The organism is Oceanihabitans sp. IOP_32 (genome assembly GCF_009498295.1).
Lineage (GTDB): Bacteria > Bacteroidota > Bacteroidia > Flavobacteriales > Flavobacteriaceae > Wocania > Wocania indica.
Genome location: NZ_CP040813.1, coordinates 2,988,994 through 3,007,195, shown reverse-complemented (window position 1 = coordinate 3,007,195; position 18,202 = coordinate 2,988,994). Strand labels below are relative to the sequence as shown.

Below are 18,202 nucleotides of genomic sequence, written 5' to 3'. Positions count from 1 at the left end.
GATGTAAAAACAAATATATTCTTTTTACCCGAATAGTGTGGGTCAAAATGAAGACATAAATTGAAGCTTATTTTAACTCTTTAGGCCACAGTGTGTAAACGGTTTCCCCTTTGTTTAAATCTGCCCAATTATCAATATTGAAATTTATAATGGTGACACCGCAGGTTGGCACATTGTCTATGGACTTATTACCATAAGTATTTACAAATTCTGTAATGGCATGGTTATGACCGAAAACCATTAAATTATTAATAACTGAATCGACATGCTTAATGCTGGCTATTAAGTTTTCGCCAGAGAAATCATATAGGTTATGGTTTAACTCGAATAAATCATTAGAAATTTCCAGATTAGAAATAAAAATTTCGGCCGTATGTTTTGCACGAATGGCATCGCTAGAAAGTACTTTATCGACACTTAAATTTTTTGATTTAAGATGATTAGACACCATACTTGCGTCCCTTAAACCACGTTCGTTTAAAGGTCTTTCGTGGTCTATCACATTGTGTTTCCATGAGGATTTTGCGTGTCGAACTAAGATTATTTTTTTCATTATGATTTTTTTTTTAAATTTTTATTGATTTAAACCAAATTTCGGTATGAAAACAACTTGTTTTAAACTGCTAATTTATAATATAAAAAAAATACAGCCTCATCTCGAATCTCCATTAATAAAATAATTATTTGGCGATTCTACTTCTTGTTTTCTTAAGATTTAATAAAATCTCATCTGCTTATAAAAAAAACAAACAAAAGCATCTTTTAATCGTTTTTTTATAACAATTCATCACATTTATTTGGAAATACTTAGCCTGAAGCCTTTTTTTACTATGACGTTAATCAAACCTATTAAAAACTAAGGTCTTAACTCACAAAATTATATTGTAAAAATATTGTTTTATGATAAAAAACTAAACTAAAAAATGTACTTATGAGCACTAAATCTACTTTAATAATATTAATATTTAGCTTTATCTCATTATTATTTTTAGAAACAGCTACAGCCCAACAAAAGGGTATTTTTGAACTTCGTAATAGTCATAGTGCTGTCAAAAGTAATTCGTCAAAATTAAATCTGCAGCAAGATAGATTCAACTTCTACGAGTTGTCACAAAAGCTTCATACAACGGTTTACATTAGCAATAATGCAGTAAATCATGTTTATGGTGAAGGTAAGATTAAAAAAATAACATTTAACGATACTCAATCTTTTAATCTTCTCGGCGCCAACCAATATAACACAGTAGAATTAATCACTATAAATGTAAGTCAAGCCAGTGACTTGAAAACTGTATTAAACCTTAATAAAATCAACAATCTGGAAAGCTTAAAATATGTTTTTATTATCTGCTATTTTGAATGTTCGGCTGAGCAAATAGCAGATTTTATTACACCAATCCCAAACATAAGAGTTTTTCACAAAATCGAAACGCCATCGTAATAACGTATCCGATTAATTTAAAGGAATTCATATGAAACAACTTTACACCAAACCACATACTACTTATAAACGGTTAAACGTCCTAGTTTTTCATGTCGTTTTGCTATTAATATGTGGTTTAAACAGCCATAGTCAAGTGCGAGTGCCTTTCGCACCGAGAGCATCAGAACAATCGCCTACAAAAACCTCTTACAATATTAATGGCGACTTTACCATGATTGGTAATACCAATTTAACACTGGTTAATTATAGCAACACCGCTGGTAATAACAGAGATATGATGTATGTTGATATTGATGACAATGCCAGTACTTTTAACTCCTCCTCGGCCAAATTAAGTTTTTCAACAGAAAATGGAGCGATTCCCGAATGCTCCAATATTATTTATGCTGGCTTATATTGGACGGGCAGATCTGAAATTGATACCGACCCTAATCTGGATGGCGACAACAACCCCAATACATTTTCTGTAACTAAAAATGGCGTAACAAAAAATTTTAATAAATATAAAGTTAGCATTAAAGGTCCCGCTGCTTCTGGATATACAGATATTTTTGCCTCAAACTCAGGCAATCCAATAGATCCCATTAATATCGCATACCCCACAAATGGAGATGAACGCAACATGTATGTGGGCTACGCCGAGATTACCAATTATGTAAGAACGCATGGTATTGGTGATTATTATGTTGCCGATATCGCCTTAAATGAAGGAAAATCTAACGACGATGCTGGTTTTTACGGCGGATGGGGAATGGTTGTCGTATATGAGAACTCTCTAATGAACAGAAGAGATGTTACTGTTTTTGATGGTCATGCTTTTGTGGCCAGAACAAGCTCTGGAGATCCATCTGAATACAGCATTGATGTTGAAGGTTTTAACGCCTCTCAAAGTGGTAATGTCGAATTAAAACTCGGTTTAATGGCTGGTGAAGGTGATAGTTCACTTACGGGTGATTATTTTGAAATGCTAATACCAGATGGAGATGACGACATAAATAATACGTCGTCTTTAAATAACAATAGCTACCAACGTTTAAGTCACTCTGGAAATGACGTTAATAACTTCTTTAAATCTTCAATTCCAACGCCTCCCGTAGAGCGAAATCCCGGTTTATTAAACAATACTGGAATAGATATCGCTATGTTTAATATAGATAACACAGACAATAGACTAATTCCCAACAGCAAAGCATTCACTAGATTTAGATATGGCAGTTCAAGAGACACTTATACCATATTTAATTTAACCTTTTCTTTAAATGCTTATACTCCAGAAACACAAGCTTTAATTAATATAACCTCTGTTAATGGAAATACGCCCACACCAACAGATGTTTTAGAGCCAGGAGATTATGTAGAATACAGTTTAGAAATAAAAAACGCTGGCAGCGAAGCCACAAATAACACGATAATACAAATTCCTCTACCCGAGAGTGTCAACCCAAACCTAAATAATATCATAACCTCGTATAATACGTTCCCTCCCTTTGTACAACCAAACACACCAGCTCCTGTTGTAGAAAATGGTTTTATTGTGTGGGATTTAGGAACACTTCCTGTACCCGATGATCCAAACACGGTACTGGCAAAAATCAATTTTAAACTCACAGTTATTACAGATTGTTCGATACTTAAAGATTCAAATTTTGTTTCTAATATCACGCTTAATGGATCGATAGTTGGTATTGGTGCCATCTCTAACGCCACTTTCAATTTACCTTTTATTCAAGGTTTTGTTCAATCTGGAGCTTGTACAAACAACCCTATACCAGCACCTATTATTGCCATTAATGTTTCAGACTACATCAGTGAACCACCAACGGCAAGTAATCCAGACGACATCATATTAGAATGCGGAGACCCTATACCAGAGCCTAATATTTTAGTGGTTACGGATGCCGCTGATAATTCTGGCAATCCCCCTACAGTAGCCTGGGTTTCTGATGTTCCTGACAATGATACTATTCCTCGGGTTATTACAAGAACATATAGCGTAATCGATGATTGTGGAAATATAATATACGTGACCCAAAAGATCACGATTAAAGATACCCTCCCACCAGTTTTACCGGTTTTAGCCGACTTAACCGGTGAATGTTCGGTAACGGCTGTGGCACCCGAAACAATTGATTTATGTTCGGGAATTATAACCGGTACCACAAACGACCCCTTAACTTATAATGAACAAGGAACATTTATAATTACCTGGATTTTTGATGATGGCAACGGAAATAGTGTTAGTGCTAAACAAAACGTCATCATAAAAGATACCCAAAAACCAACATTTGTGGAGGCTTTACCTACTGATATTACTGTAGAATGTGATGCCATTCCCAATGCAGAACCCCTAACAGCAACCGACAATTGTGGTGATGCTACAGTTAGCGTTAGCGAGAGTATTACCAATGGCAGCTGCTCAAATAACTATACCATTGCCCGTACTTGGACGGCTACAGACAATAGCAATCTAAGTACTACCCATACCCAGATAATTACTGTTGTCGATACAACAAAACCAATATTAACAACCGCATTCGATGATGTATTAAATATAAGTTGTGCTGATATTCCTAATGTACCTAATTTAGAGTTTTCAGACAATTGTTCTAATAACACCGATTTAACAGTCGTTTTTGAAGAAGTAAGCTCCTTTAATGACAACACACCAAGCGATTATCAAATTATTAGAACCTGGATCGTAACCGATGCTTGTGATAATCAAGAAATTTTTACCCAAACATTAAACGTATCTCTAGACGAAACTATTACAGAGATTACTGCAAGTCCGCGATGCTTTGATGATGGCCTCATAGACTTAAATAATCTCATCGACTCTCCAAATACAAACGGCAATTGGAGCTTAATTGAAGGCGATTCAAGAGCTACCCTTAACGCTAACATTTTTGACCCTTCTGGCTTAGAATTAGATGAAAATTTCTTTCCTAATAGTGGCGGAATAGATTATGTATTTAGATATACCGTTACCGAAAACGGTTGTATAAACACCTATAATCTCATCCTTAATATCAATGCCGATTGCACTGTGCTTCCTTGTGGCGCGGGAGATATTGTCATATCTAAAGCCGTGACACCAAATGGAGATAATTTTAATGAAACATTTAATATCGAAGGCATTGAATTATGTGGCTTTACCGCAAACGTAAAAATATTTAACCGCTGGGGAGCTTTAGTTTTCAGTTCGAACAATTACACCTTGGGCTCAAGAGGAGACTGGGATGGGAGCGCGCCCAAATCGTCTATAGGAAGTGCTGGAAAATTACCAAGCGGTACTTATTATTATATCATCAATTTAGAAAATAGTGGATTAAAACCAATCACTGGTCCAGTTTACTTAGGTACCAAATAAAACTATAGCCTATGAAAATTATTAAACATAACTTACTAGTTGTTGCCTTACTATGGGCTTCGGTAGGTATTGCCCAGCAATTACCACAATTTACACAATACATGTTCAATACCATTTCTATTAATCCAGCTTATGCCGGAAGTAGGGAAGCTTTAAGTGTAGTAGGGCTTCATAGAAGCCAATGGGTTGGTTTTAAAGGCGGCCCAGTAACACAAACACTATCAATACACACACCTCTAAGAAATGAAAGAATAGGCTTGGGTTTATCTTTTATTAAAGACGATTTAGGCCCTCAAAATTTCACCTACTTATACGGCGACTTTTCATATACCATCCCTACGGGAACAAATTCCAAACTTGCTTTTGGTTTAAAAGCAGGATTTACACAATTTAGTTTCGATTCAGATTTTCGCAATGACCCCGGTGTTATTAACGATCCTGTAATTTTTGGTACAGAAGATAGATGGACGCCAAACTTAGGTGCAGGCATTTTTTGGCACTCAAACACATGGTACCTGGGAGCATCTGCGCCAAGAATATTTACAAACGATTTTAGCAATAACCTAGATGAATTTGAAGCCTTAGAGCGTGTTAGTTACTACTTTACCGGTGGAGTTGTATTTAACCTAAACGAAAACATAAAACTTAAACCCGCAATGCTTTTTAAAGCCACCAACGGTGCCCCTATTTCATACGATTTTACGGCTAGCTTCTTGTTTTATGAGAGGTTTTGGTTGGGAGGTTCTTATAGAGTCAACAGAGCAGCAGAAGCCCTAGGTGGTTTTGCAGATTTTCAAGTGACCAAACAATTACGAGTGGGTTATGCCTACGAGAAACCAATCTCTGATATTGCTAGGTACACGACCGGAACACATGAAATACTTTTAATTTATGAATTTAAGTTTTTAAGCTCTAGACTAAAATCACCTAGATATTTTTAATATTAAAAACGCCTATTTATGACTATAAAAATTTACGCATCCATCTGTTTAGCTTTAACTCTAAATTTAGTTGCTTTCTCCCAGCAAGGCAAACAAAAAAGAGCAGATGCCTTATTTAATAAATTCGCATTTGTGAAGGCTGCCGAAGTGTACGAAAAACTTATTGAGAAAAATTATAATGCCGAATACGCTTTACGAAAATTAGGCGATTGTTATGCCTTATTAAGAGATCCGAAAAAGGCTGCCATGCATTACAAAAAAGCTATGGAACAAAACAACGTACCCATATCGTATTATTACAAATATGCTCAAGCACTTCGCGGTATTAAACAATATGACGAATCCAGATTATGGCTTAAACGCTATATAGATTCTGGCGGTATTGTGCATACCAACAATTTTAGTAAAGACGCTAATTTTGTTAGCAATATTTTTAGTGCTGAACAACAGTATTTTTTAGACGACGTACCGTTTAATTCTAAATATAGTGATTTTGGTGCTATAGAACATGGCCAAAAAATTTACTTTACATCGTCAAGAGATCAAGGCGTAGCCATTAAACGATTGTACGGTTGGAACGAACAACCTTTTTTAGATGTTTATGTCGCCGAGGTCGATCCTGATGGCACTACACACCAAACTAAAAAGCTTCTGGGCGATGTGAATACAAAATTCCACGATGGTCCCATTAGCATTACCAAAGATGGAAGCACTATGTATTTCTCAAGAAATAATTTTTTAAATAAAGTGAGAAAAAAGGATGGTGACGGCTTAACAGGCATGAAAATTTATAGAGCTACACTGCAAGACGGCAAATGGACAAACATTGAAGAGCTCTCTATAAATAGTGATGATTTTTCAACTCAGCACCCCGCATTAAATAGCGACGACTCTAGACTCTATTACACATCAGACAGGCCAGGAGGTTTTGGAGGATCAGACATTTATTATGTCGACATTTACGATGATGGCACATTAGGTACGCCACAAAACTTGGGAAATATTATAAACACACCAAGTGCCGAAGGTTTTCCTTTTGTAAACAATGAAAACATTTTATTCTTTGCTTCTGAAGGTCATGTAGGTTTAGGCATGTTGGATATATTCGCAACGGTTAGAGACAAAAACAACGAATTTACAGATGTTATAAATATGGGTGTGCCTGTTAACTCCCATAAAGACGACTTTTCATTCACCATGAATCCAAGCGGTATAACAGGCTATTTTGCTTCAAATAGAGATGGTGGTGTTGGTGACGACGATATTTATGTTTATCATAGAAAACCAATTTTAAAAGTTCAGGGCACAGTATCCGATGCCATTAATTTAAAACCCATTGCTCAATCGAAAGTTACGTTATTTAATGATATGGGAGCCGAAACCGCCTATTTAATCACAGATGAAAACGGATATTATCAAATAAACATCGATAGAAACAAAGATTACAAGCTGGTTGGTAGTCACGAGAAATACATCGATAATTTTAAAACCTTTAGCTCAAAAAACATAGCTTTTAACACCACAAAGATAGAAGTTGATATTCTTCTAGACCCTATACAAGACGTTGTCACCTTAGCTAAATTGAACACCATTTATTTCGACTTTGATAAATATAACATTCGAGAAGATGCTGCTTTAGAATTAGACAAAATAGTGCATTTAATGTTAAACGAATATCCCGAAATGAGTATTCGAATAGAATCTCACACCGATTCTAGAGGCGCCCTTTCCTATAATGACAAATTGTCCATGAATAGAGCAAAATCTACATATAACTACCTAGTTTCAAAAGGCATAAATCCATCTAGAATAACAGAATACCAAGGTTTTGGAGAGCGTCAATTAGTTAATAATTGTGATGATTCTACACCATGTAAGGAAACAGAACACCAACAAAACAGACGTACACAATTTATTGTAATTCGAATGCAATAAACGAACTTCTACTCAATAAACTAAAGCACCCCAAAAAATACGTCTTTTTGGGGTGCTTTTATTATTTGATAAAACGCGTTATGAAATGAAAATATATTTTGGTTTGGTTAAATAAAGGTATAGAAAACATGTCGTCTATACCTCGAGTACTAATTGCCATCGAATCTATTGAAGCTCAGGTCTATCTCAAGCTTTATAAACTAAGAATTTACTTTTTTATAAAAATATTAGTGTAGAACCATTTACCATTTGCGCCCTTTTCGGCAGCGATATTAAAGTCTGAGAAATCGCCTTCAATATTTTGTTTATGCCCTTCACTTTTAATCCATGCCTTAACCACAGACTCTGCACTAGTATGTCCGTAGGCCACATTTTCAGCCACTTTTTTCGCACCCGCGTTTTCCTTTAAATAACTACTACGTGTTGGAAAATTATCATGAGAAATTTCATTTTTATTTACCATATATTCAGTATGGCTGTAGGCTACAGATTTTATAATTTCGGGATTTCCCAAAGTATTTAAACCCAAAGATTGTCTATGCTTGTTAATTAGGTATAGAATTTCGCTTTCAATGGTTTTAGTCGTTGGAGCAACCACTTCTTCCACAAGGGGCTCAAAATTATTGTCGATGTTCTCTGTTGAACAAGAAAACAACAAAAAACTAATTAATACCACAATTGGTAATTTTTTTAGTACCACCATAATTAGGTTAATTAAGATTTAACAACGCAAATCTAACAAGCTAATGATATACGAGTGTTAATTAAATGTTAAAAAACGATAAAAATGGGGTTTTAATCGGATTTTGTAAGTATTTAATCGGTATATCTTACAATTTTTGTAGTAAAATATCCTCATTTTAATCGAATAAATTAAGGAGATAATCGATCGATTTTCCAATTATAATCTTTTTGTAGTGTATATAAAATTCGATCGTGCAACCTATTGGGGCGTCCTTGCCAAAATTCTATTTCAATAGGCTTTACAATATAACCACCCCAATAATCAGGTCGTGAAATCTCTTTACCTTCATATTCTTGCTCCAGTTTTTGTAATTTATCCTCAAGGTATTCACGACTTTTAATAGGTGTACTCTGATTAGATACTAGAGCCCCGAGTTGACTGCCTCTTGGTCTAGACTCGAAATAACCATCACTTAAATTTTCGGCAATCTTTTCAGCTTTACCTTTAATAATTATTTGCCGCTCTGCACCTTGCCAAAAAAAAGATAGACTCACGTTTGGATTTTTAGCGATAGCCTTACCTTTATCACTGTTATAATTTGTAAAAAATATAAAACCTTCATAGGTGTATTTTTTTAAAAGCACGACCCTGTTTTTCGGAAAACCGTCCTGCCCTATTGTAGCAATAGTCATCGCATTGGTTTCGTCTTCTGCAAAATACCTATCGACTTCATAAAACCATTTTTGAAACAATTCCATGGGGTTCTCGGGAACATCAGATAATAGTAATTTATCCTTTTCGTAAGATTTTCTGTAATCTCCTAAATCTTTTTGCATAATCTTATTATATAAACAGTTACTAAAATTTAATCCACAATTTACAAAATTGTAAGGTTTGAGTAATTAGAGCAATTCTATTCATCGCGATATTCTATAAAACCTTATAATACCTTCAGCTTAAAGCGAATTAAAAACTAAAAGATTTTCCGTCGTCACTCAATTCTACGTTCTCGAATACTGTTTGAGCTTCCTCTTTAAAAGCCAATAGATTGTCGTAGCGCGTAGAGTAATGGCCTAAAATTAAAGTGCCCACATTCGCCAATTTAGCAATTTTAGCAGCCTCTTTTGCTGTTGAGTGCTTGGTTTTTAAGGCTAAATTCTGGTGCATATCTAAAAAGGTAGATTCATGATACAATACATCTACATTTTTAATAATAGGTACGATATCCTCCTTGTACATAGTGTCGCTACAAAAGGCATAACTTTTAGGTTTATTACCTGGTTTGGTTACTTTTTTGTTGTCGATTAAGACGCCATCTCTATTTTTAACATCAAAACCTTGTTTTAGCTTTCTAAAATAAGCCATATCTATATTAGCTTCTTCAACAGCGACAATATCTAATTTACGTTCTCCCTCCTTTTCTTTAAACAAATACCCGTTGGTATATATACGATGATTTAAGGGTATGGTGTGTACTTCTACTTTATCATCTTCAAAGATTAATTTGGAAGATTTTGAAGTCAATTCATGGAAGAAAATCTTGTAATTAGTCCAAGAATCAGCCAATTTCATTTGTAGGGTAACAATTTCTTTAATTCCCTTAGGACCGTAAATATGCAAATCTGCCTCGCGAGTTAACAACCTAAATGTTGAAATTAATCCCACTAAACCAAAAAAGTGATCGCCATGCAAATGCGAGATAAAAATGTGTTTTATACGATTGAATTTAATTTTATGTCTGCGCAGATGCACCTGCGTTCCTTCGCCACAATCAATTAAAAACATATGGTTATTTATTTCTAAAACTTGAGACGTTGTATTGTTTAAAGCACGAGGTGTCGCACTATAGCACCCTAAAATGGTTAATTTCATTTCTATCGAATGTCATTAAATTGGTTGTAATTGAGACTTAAGGCAAATTAATTATAGCATACACCCGGTTAAAATCCTAAATCGCGTTCTATATCTTCCATCTCTATAATATCATAAGCCTCTTGAAGGGTAGGCACAACGTCTAATTGATCGGGTAAAGTATCGAGATCTACTTTGTTCGATACCAAAACAAAAGAATGTTTAGATGCTTTATGTAGGTTAGAAATCTCTATAAACTCGGCAATTTCTTCCGTGCTAATGGGGGCTAGAGCCGTTAGAGAAACAATTATATTGTCATGTTTAAATTTAGGATACAAGGCCTGAATTTTTTTCACCAATTCGATTGGCGATGCTTTCTCCTGAGTAATTACAGAAATGTTTCCGTTTTTATCTATAATCATAACTTACTGTTTTATTTTCGAAGCTAATAAATAAATAACTGCCATCCTAATAGCAACGCCATTTTCAACCTGATTTAAAATAATGGCTTGTTTAGAATCTGCCACATCACTGGTAATTTCAACGCCCCGATTTATGGGACCTGGATGCATAATTACAATCTCTTTATCTAAGGAATCTAACAATGGTTTGTCGACCCCAAATTGTTGAGTATATTCTCTAGTAGAAGGAAAATAACTAATGTCCATTCGCTCGTTCTGTACACGAAGCATATTGGCAACATCACACCAATTTAAAGCCTTGCGTAAATTCGTTTCAACTTTTACGCCAAGTTTATCTATATATTTTGGGATAAGAGTTTTTGGCCCACAAACCATTACCTGAGCGCCTTGCAACTGCAAGGCAAATATATTAGATAAAGCCACTCTACTATGCAGAATATCGCCAACAATAACTACTTTTTTTCCTTTAACACTTCCCAATTTTTCTCGTATAGAATACGAGTCCAGTAAAGCTTGTGTAGGGTGTTCGTGGGCGCCATCGCCGGCGTTTATAATACTGGCATCGACATGTTTTGACAGAAATACACCAGCACCCGGATTGGGGTGTCGCATCACCACCATATCGACTTTCATAGACAAGATGTTATTTACAGTATCTATTAAAGTTTCGCCTTTTTTAACCGAAGACTGTGAAGATGAAAAATTAATAACATCGGCAGATAAACGTTTTTCTGCCAGTTCGAAAGACAGTTTGGTACGTGTAGAATTTTCAAAAAAAAGATTAGCAATCGTAATATCTCTAAGCGATGGTACTTTTTTAATAGGCCTATTAATGACCTCTTTAAATTGATCGGCAGTTTCAAAAATAAGATTAATATCTGCCTTGTTAAGCTGCTTAATTCCTAATAAGTGGTTTACACTTAGTGTGCTCATTGTAAAAGTTAGAGATTAAAAGTTAAAGTTAAGCGTCGTACTTTACTTAAACTTTAGTTATTTTTTCTATTTATCAATTAAATAAACCGAGTCTTCATTATCTTCTGATTTCCAGTTTACTACAACTTTTTCATTATTTATAACATCCACTTGTCGTCCTCTATAATCCGGTTGAATAGGTAAATGTCTGCTAAAACGCCTGTCTATTAAAGTTAATAATTCTATTTCGTTTGGTCTTCCAAAAGATTGAATGGCGGTTAAAGCCGCTCTTATGCTCCGTCCTGTATATAAAACATCGTCTATAAACACAATATTTTTATCTTCAACTAAAAAATCAATTTTTGTAGTATTGGCCTCTAGGGGTTTTCCGCTTCTACGAAAATCATCTCTAAAAAACGTAATATCTAAATACCCTAATTTTATGTTTTTAATATTGTAATGCTCTGTTAATATTTTAGCCAATCTATCCGCTAAAAAAATACCACGAGGCTGCAGTCCAATTAAAACCGTATTAGTGAAATCGTTGTGTTTTTCAATAAGTTGACAAGCCAAACGATGCAGAATAATGTTTACCTCTTTTGCGTTAAGTAAAACTTTTTGACTCATATTTCTATCCAAAAGGTATTATAAGCGCAAAGGTAGTGCAAAAATTTATAAGTTAAAACCATAAATATCAATCTTTATTTGGGCGCAACCCAAGGGTCGGGCTATACACTGCAAGTCCGCGCTCGTGCCTCGCTGTGGGCTTTCCGCTACTATCCCTTGCGCGGGCTTTAGCAACGGCCGTAGTACGACCGCAAGATTTTTTCCAAAAAATTGAACATAAAAAAGCCGCCTCAGGTTTTGAGACGGCTTCAAATTTTAAAAATGAATTTCCTTTGTTAAGGAAAAGGGAACATCATAAATTTAATTATTTCTTTCCGTCCATTTTATCTTTAAGCGCTTGTAAAGCATCATTAGCATCACCTAAAGTAGGTTTTGCTTCTGCAGCAGCACTAGCAGCTTTTTTAGCAGCAGCTTTTACGTTTTTAATCTCTTCTTCTCTAAAAATAGCAGTATGAGAGGCTACAACACGTTTAAACTCCTTGTTAAATTCAATGATTTTAAATTCTGCTTCTTCACCTTTATTAAGTTTAGAACCATCTTCTTTCTCAAGATGACGAGAAGGTACAAACGCCACAATATCTTCATTAAATTCGATAGTAGCACCTTTATCTACCATATCTGTAATAGCAGCTTTATGAACTGTATTTACGGCAAATTCTGTTTCGTACTTATCCCAAGGATTTTCAGTAGTTTGTTTATGACCTAAGCTTAGTTTACGGCCTTCAACATCCAACTCTAATACCACCACATCTAACTTATCACCAACAGCACAGAACTCAGATGGATGCTTGATTTTCTTAGTCCAAGATAAATCAGAGATATAAATTAACCCGTCAATTCCTTCTTCTAATTCAACAAAAACACCAAAGTTTGTAAAGTTACGTACAACACCGGTATGCTTAGAACCTAATGGGTATTTCGCAGTAATATCAGTCCATGGATCTGGAGTTAATTGCTTAATACCAAGAGACATTTTACGATCTTCTCTATCTAACGTTAGAATTTGTGCTTCTACTTCGTCTCCTACAGAAACGAAATCTTGAGCAGAACGTAAATGCGTAGACCAAGACATTTCAGACACGTGAATTAAACCTTCAACACCATCAGCCACTTCAATAAACGCACCGTAATCTGCAATTACAACCACTTTACCTTTTACTTTATCACCAATTTGTACAGTATCGGCTAAAGCTTCCCAAGGGTGTTTGCTTAATTGTTTTAAACCTAATTGGATTCTAGATTTGTTCTCGTCAAAATCAAGAATTACCACATTTAATTTTTGGTCTAATTCTACGATTTCGTTTGGATGATTAATTCTAGACCAAGATAAATCTGTGATATGAACTAAACCATCAACGCCACCAAGATCAATAAATACACCGTAAGACGTAATGTTTTTAACCACACCTTCTAGTACTTGACCTTTTTCTAATTGACCAATTATTTCTTTCTTTTGTTCTTCAATATCAGCTTCAATTAAAGCTTTATGAGACACCACTACGTTTTTAAATTCGTGATTAATTTTAACCACTTTAAACTCCATAGTTTTATTAACGTACTGGTCGTAATCTCTAATTGGTTTCACATCGATTTGAGAACCTGGTAAGAATGCTTCGATGCCAAAAACATCTACAATCATACCTCCTTTTGTTCTACACTTCACAAAACCATTAACGATTTCGCCAGTTTCGTGTGCCTTATTTACACGATCCCATGCTTTGATAACGCGTGCTTTTCTGTGAGATAACACTAATTGACCTGTAGCGTCTTCACGCACATCAATTAATACTTCTACTTTATCGCCAACTGCTAAATTTGGGTTGTAACGAAATTCGTTTAAAGAAATTACACCCTCAGATTTTGCATTAATATCGATAATTGCATCGCGATCAGAAATGTGAACTACAGTACCTTCTACAACTTCGTCGTCTAAAGTGTCCACAAAATTCTCTGCTACTAATTTTTCAAACTCCTCTAATTGTTTGTCGTCAACCTCATCAATTCCTTCTTCGTAATTGTGCCAGTTAAACTCTTTTAAAAATTTTTCAGGGTTTGCTTGCGCTTCAGATACTACTGGAGCTTCAACTGTTGGAGCGTCTGTTGCTTCAACCTCTACTTGTTTTGCTTTGTCAGCCATTTAAGATAATTAAGTAATGTTTGTTTTTCGCTTTCGCGGAAACACAAGTACATTACGGTTTTTGTATTCTGCATGCCTTGGAAGATTTAAGCAATTAACACACAGAAGTGTTATTTTTAGTATCATTTCGTTCCTTTTATCTTTCCAATAATTCGCTAAAAGGAGTGCAAAAATACATATTTTCAATAAAATAGCCTAATTTGATTGGATTATTTTAACCATCTGTGACTTAGAACTCTAAATAAACTGAATAAAATGTGGTTTTTACGGTTTTTTGTGTTGTATTCGTGCTTTGTCTTTTCGACGACAGGAGAAATCTTGTGATTTTAAAAATAGGTTTATAGCGCTTCTTAATTGCACCTTCTTCTGCCAAGACCATATAAAATTAAGTCGTGCTGAAGAAAAACTTGAGTGCAACGACGTCAGGCTTAAAAACTATTTATTTTCTGCTAAGGTGGTGTTCACCAATTCTAAAACTCTATTAAATTGTTCTTCTAAAGTTAGGTCCGAATTATCAATCTCTATAGCATCGTGTGCTTTCACTAGAGGAGAATCTTTTCTATTAGTGTCGGTAAAATCTCTTTCTTCAACATTTTTTAAAACATCTTCGTAACTTACTTTATCGCCTCTAGCCAATAGTTCTTTGTAGCGTCTGGTTGCTCTTTTTTCCGCGGAAGCGACCATAAAAATCTTGAGCTCGGCATCTGGGAAAACAACAGTTCCTATATCCCGACCATCCATAACTACACCTTTGTTTTGACCTAATTTTTTTTGCTGCTTAACCAATTGCTCACGAACCTGAGATACCGTGGCTACTTTGCTCACAAATCGAGAAACCTCTAAAGTGCGTATCTCTTTTTCGATATTTATTCCGTTTAAATACACCTCGGCAAATCCAAGCTGCTTATTAAACTCAAAGTGAAGATTAACGTTTGGTAGTTGCGCAATTAAATCTTCGACTTTAAAATAGTTTTCGCCAATAATACCATTTTGCATAGCAAAATAGGTAATTGCCCGATACATGGCGCCAGAGTCTACATAAACATACCCCAAATGTTTTGCAATTTGTTTTGCTACGGTACTCTTTCCTGTTGAGGAAAAACCATCTATCGCTATCGTGATTTTATTCATTTGATACTTTGGAATAAATACTTGTACATGATTTAAAAGTTGCTAAAATAACTAAACTGAGATAAAGCAAACGTGTTTAATACCAAATTAACCTTGCCTCATTTCAAAATTAAATTGGTATCGGCTACAAATTACCAAGTTCTTTATTATGTTCAAAACACACATAAAGAATCAGACATTTTAGGATGGGACACCCATTCAAATTAAAAAAACCCCGAACAATGTCGAGGCTTTTTTAGTTTATAATGTTATAATGTTTTAGGGTTTTTTACTTTTTGATTTGTAATGGCTAAATTAATAACATCACTCATATCTGTAACATAGTGAAATGTTAAGCCTTTTAAGTATTCTGGCTTAATCTCTTCAATGTCTCTACGGTTGTCCTCACAAAGTAAAATTTCTTTTATTCTTGCGCGTTTTGCCGCTAGAATTTTTTCTTTAATTCCACCTACAGGCAACACTTTACCTCGTAAAGTAATTTCGCCCGTCATAGCTAAATTCTTCTTCACTTTGCGCTGTGTAAATAATGAAACCAAAGAAGTAAACATAGTAATACCAGCACTTGGTCCATCTTTAGGTGTGGCACCTTCGGGCACGTGAATGTGCACATTGTATTTTTCGAAAACTGTAGGATCGATACCAAATTCTTCTGCGTTAGATTTAATATATTCCATCGCAATAGTTGCCGATTCTCTCATAACTTTACCAAGGTTTCCAGTAATGGTAAGTGTTCCTTTTCCTCTAGAAAGTATAGATTCAATGTATAAAATATCACCACCAACACTAGTCCACGCTAAGCCCGTTACCACTCCAGCAATGTCGTTATTTTCATATTTGTCGCGTAACAATTTTGGCCCACCTAAAATTTCAATAATATCATCGTTAGAAATTTTAACGTTATACTCCTCTTCCATAGCAATGCTTTTTGCAGCAAATCGCACCATTTTTGCTAACTGCTTCTCTAAACCACGAACTCCAGATTCTCGGGTGTAACCTTCTACAATTTTTTCCAATTGAGGCTTCCCTATCTTAATATCTTTATCGGTTAAACCGTGTTCTTTTATTTGTTTTGGTAATAAATGACGTTTTGCAATTTCTACCTTTTCCTCGATGGTATAGCCGGTTACATTTATAATCTCCATACGGTCGCGCAATGCCGGTTGAATGGTCGATAAACTATTAGATGTCGCGATAAACATCACTTTAGAGAGGTCGTAGCCCATTTCTAAAAAGTTATCGTAAAACTCACTATTTTGTTCAGGATCTAGAACTTCTAACATTGCCGATGAGGGATCACCTTGATGCGAATTTGATAATTTATCTATTTCGTCTAATACAAAAACTGGGTTTGAGGTTCCAGCCTTTTTTAAACTTTGGATAATTCGTCCTGGCATGGCACCGATGTACGTTTTACGGTGTCCACGAATTTCTGCCTCGTCTCTTAAACCACCTAGCGAAATACGAACGTATTCGCGCCCTAAGGCTTCTGCAACAGATTTACCCAACGAGGTTTTACCAACTCCAGGAGGTCCATATAAACAAAGTATGGGCGATTTCATATCCTTACGAAGCTTTAACACCGCTAAGTACTCTATAATTCTGCGTTTTACATCTTCTAAACCAAAATGGTCTCGGTCAAGTATTTTCATAGCCGTTTTTAGATCGAACTTGTCCTCACTAAATTCATTCCAGGGCAGATCTAAAATTAACTCTAAATAATTACGCTGAATAGAATATTCTGCGACTTGAGGATTCATGCGCTGCAACTTACCAATCTCTCTATCAAAGTGCTCTGCGACCTTGTCATCCCAATTTTTCTCTAAGGCTCGCGCCTTCATCTCCTCTAGCTCTTCGTCATGATTTACACCACCCAATTCTTCTTGAATGGTTTTCATTTGCTGATTTAGAAAGTACTCACGCTGTTGCTGATTCATATCCATCTGTACTTTAGATTGGATATCATTTTTTAACTCCAGTTTTTGTAACTCAACACTCATAAATTTAAGCGTTGCCAAAGCGCGTTCTTTCAAGTTGTTCATTTCTAAAAGCGATTGCTTTTCTTGAACCGAAAGATTCATGTTGGAGGATACAAAATTCACTAAAAACGAGCTGCTCTCAATATTTTTAATGGCAAAAGAAGCCTCACTTGGAATATTAGGGTTTTCCTTAATAATTGCAAGTGCTAAATCTTTAATAGATTCTATAATGGCCAGAAACTCATCGTTATCCTTTAAAAATGGTTTGGTTTCTGGAACTGCTCTTATCGTAGCATTCATATAAGGTTTCTCAGTAATAACCTCAGCTACTTTAAAGCGCTTTTTTCCTTGTATAATAACCGTTACGTTTCCGTCAGGCATTTTTAAAACACGTAGTATTCTAGCTACTGTTCCCGTTTCATGAATGTCTTTTGCTGTTGGATTCTCTACTGTTTCGTCTTTTTGAGCGACTACTCCAATAACTTTACTACCTTTATTTGCGTCGTTTATTAACCTTATAGACGTGTCACGACCAGCTGAAATAGGAATTACTACCCCTGGGAATAACACGGTATTACGTAAAGATAGAATAGGAAGCGTTTCTGGCAACTCTTCATTATTTATTTGCTCTTCATCTTCAGGAGTCATTAATGGAATTAATTCTGAATTCTCATCAAATTCCTGCAATGACAAACTGTCAAGTGATATAAAATTAGATTTCTTCATATGTATTATTTAAGTCAATTTGTCATTAAAAACAAATTGCTTCTATTT

General features: G+C 35.2%; 14 protein-coding genes. 4 read left to right on the top strand and 10 right to left on the bottom strand.

All coding sequences use genetic code 11. The features are described 5' to 3' along the window. Positions 1-67 precede the first annotated feature (67 nt). The gene (locus FEZ18_RS12605; RefSeq protein ID WP_153268647.1) at positions 68-553 is read right to left on the bottom strand and encodes a SixA phosphatase family protein; all 486 of its coding nucleotides are present in this window, start codon (positions 551-553) and stop codon (positions 68-70) included. Positions 554-931: 378 nt separating this feature from the next. On the opposite strand from FEZ18_RS12605, the gene FEZ18_RS12600 reads away from it, so the two are divergent. Genes FEZ18_RS12600 through FEZ18_RS12585 form a run of 4 tightly spaced genes read left to right on the top strand, consistent with a single transcriptional unit; the run spans position 932 to position 7,687 of the window. Beyond that, positions 932-1,441, top strand: a complete 510-nt coding sequence (locus FEZ18_RS12600; protein ID WP_153268646.1) for a hypothetical protein — start codon at positions 932-934, stop codon at positions 1,439-1,441. A 31-nt stretch (positions 1,442-1,472) separates the two neighbouring features. After that, positions 1,473-4,811, top strand: coding sequence for a gliding motility-associated C-terminal domain-containing protein (locus FEZ18_RS12595; RefSeq protein WP_153268645.1), 3,339 nt, complete (start codon positions 1,473-1,475; stop codon positions 4,809-4,811). A gap of 11 nt (positions 4,812-4,822) precedes the next feature. After that, positions 4,823-5,752 carry a type IX secretion system membrane protein PorP/SprF gene (locus FEZ18_RS12590; RefSeq protein ID WP_153268644.1) on the top strand — a complete coding sequence of 310 codons (930 nt, stop codon included), beginning with the start codon at positions 4,823-4,825 and terminating at the stop codon, positions 5,750-5,752. An 18-nt stretch (positions 5,753-5,770) separates the two neighbouring features. Next, positions 5,771-7,687 carry an OmpA family protein gene (locus FEZ18_RS12585; protein WP_153268643.1) on the top strand — a complete coding sequence of 639 codons (1,917 nt, stop codon included), beginning with the start codon at positions 5,771-5,773 and terminating at the stop codon, positions 7,685-7,687. A 208-nt stretch (positions 7,688-7,895) separates the two neighbouring features. Here FEZ18_RS12585 and FEZ18_RS12580 read toward each other — a convergent pair whose 3' ends face one another. The 9 genes from FEZ18_RS12580 to lon all read right to left on the bottom strand — a co-directional run bounded on the left by FEZ18_RS12580 (position 7,896) and on the right by lon (position 18,154). Next, complete coding sequence (locus tag FEZ18_RS12580; RefSeq protein WP_153268642.1) at positions 7,896-8,390, bottom strand: CAP domain-containing protein; 495 nt, start codon at positions 8,388-8,390, stop codon at positions 7,896-7,898. Positions 8,391-8,560: 170 nt separating this feature from the next. Beyond that, positions 8,561-9,208 (bottom strand): pyridoxamine 5'-phosphate oxidase, encoded by a 648-nt coding sequence (pdxH, locus tag FEZ18_RS12575; RefSeq protein ID WP_153268641.1) that lies wholly within the window; start codon positions 9,206-9,208, stop codon positions 8,561-8,563. Between the two features lie 130 nt (positions 9,209-9,338). Beyond that, the gene (locus FEZ18_RS12570) at positions 9,339-10,244 is read right to left on the bottom strand and encodes a ribonuclease Z (RefSeq protein WP_153268640.1); all 906 of its coding nucleotides are present in this window, start codon (positions 10,242-10,244) and stop codon (positions 9,339-9,341) included. Between the two features lie 68 nt (positions 10,245-10,312). Beyond that, positions 10,313-10,645, bottom strand: a complete 333-nt coding sequence (locus tag FEZ18_RS12565; protein ID WP_153268639.1) for a ribonuclease Z — start codon at positions 10,643-10,645, stop codon at positions 10,313-10,315. 3 nt (positions 10,646-10,648) lie between these two features. Beyond that, a complete protein-coding gene (locus FEZ18_RS12560; RefSeq protein WP_153268638.1) occupies positions 10,649-11,578 on the bottom strand; it encodes an aspartate carbamoyltransferase catalytic subunit in 930 nt (309 codons plus the stop codon). Between the two features lie 66 nt (positions 11,579-11,644). Next, on the bottom strand, positions 11,645-12,184 hold the full coding sequence (pyrR, locus tag FEZ18_RS12555; protein ID WP_153268637.1) for a bifunctional pyr operon transcriptional regulator/uracil phosphoribosyltransferase PyrR: 540 nt from the start codon (positions 12,182-12,184) through the stop codon (positions 11,645-11,647). 304 nt (positions 12,185-12,488) lie between these two features. Further along, positions 12,489-14,321 (bottom strand): 30S ribosomal protein S1, encoded by a 1,833-nt coding sequence (gene rpsA, locus FEZ18_RS12550; RefSeq protein ID WP_153268636.1) that lies wholly within the window; start codon positions 14,319-14,321, stop codon positions 12,489-12,491. A 435-nt stretch (positions 14,322-14,756) separates the two neighbouring features. Then, entirely contained in the window at positions 14,757-15,452 is a 696-nt protein-coding gene (gene cmk / locus FEZ18_RS12545) for a (d)CMP kinase (RefSeq protein ID WP_153268635.1), read from the bottom strand. Positions 15,453-15,700: 248 nt separating this feature from the next. Further along, positions 15,701-18,154 carry an endopeptidase La gene (gene lon / locus FEZ18_RS12540; protein ID WP_153268634.1) on the bottom strand — a complete coding sequence of 818 codons (2,454 nt, stop codon included), beginning with the start codon at positions 18,152-18,154 and terminating at the stop codon, positions 15,701-15,703. Between the last annotated feature and the right edge of the window lie 48 nt (positions 18,155-18,202).

Coding starts and splice junctions, on each gene's coding strand:
- cmk (WP_153268635.1), bottom strand. CDS start 15,452: ATGAATAAAATCACGATAGCGATAGATGGTTTTTCCTCAACAGGAAAG.
- lon (WP_153268634.1), bottom strand. CDS start 18,154: ATGAAGAAATCTAATTTTATATCACTTGACAGTTTGTCATTGCAGGAA.
- pdxH (WP_153268641.1), bottom strand. CDS start 9,208: ATGCAAAAAGATTTAGGAGATTACAGAAAATCTTACGAAAAGGATAAA.
- FEZ18_RS12570 (WP_153268640.1), bottom strand. CDS start 10,244: ATGAAATTAACCATTTTAGGGTGCTATAGTGCGACACCTCGTGCTTTA.
- rpsA (WP_153268636.1), bottom strand. CDS start 14,321: ATGGCTGACAAAGCAAAACAAGTAGAGGTTGAAGCAACAGACGCTCCA.
- FEZ18_RS12590 (WP_153268644.1), top strand. CDS start 4,823: ATGAAAATTATTAAACATAACTTACTAGTTGTTGCCTTACTATGGGCT.
- FEZ18_RS12565 (WP_153268639.1), bottom strand. CDS start 10,645: ATGATTATAGATAAAAACGGAAACATTTCTGTAATTACTCAGGAGAAA.
- pyrR (WP_153268637.1), bottom strand. CDS start 12,184: ATGAGTCAAAAAGTTTTACTTAACGCAAAAGAGGTAAACATTATTCTG.
- FEZ18_RS12605 (WP_153268647.1), bottom strand. CDS start 553: ATGAAAAAAATAATCTTAGTTCGACACGCAAAATCCTCATGGAAACAC.
- FEZ18_RS12595 (WP_153268645.1), top strand. CDS start 1,473: ATGAAACAACTTTACACCAAACCACATACTACTTATAAACGGTTAAAC.
- FEZ18_RS12580 (WP_153268642.1), bottom strand. CDS start 8,390: ATGGTGGTACTAAAAAAATTACCAATTGTGGTATTAATTAGTTTTTTG.
- FEZ18_RS12585 (WP_153268643.1), top strand. CDS start 5,771: ATGACTATAAAAATTTACGCATCCATCTGTTTAGCTTTAACTCTAAAT.
- FEZ18_RS12600 (WP_153268646.1), top strand. CDS start 932: ATGAGCACTAAATCTACTTTAATAATATTAATATTTAGCTTTATCTCA.
- FEZ18_RS12560 (WP_153268638.1), bottom strand. CDS start 11,578: ATGAGCACACTAAGTGTAAACCACTTATTAGGAATTAAGCAGCTTAAC.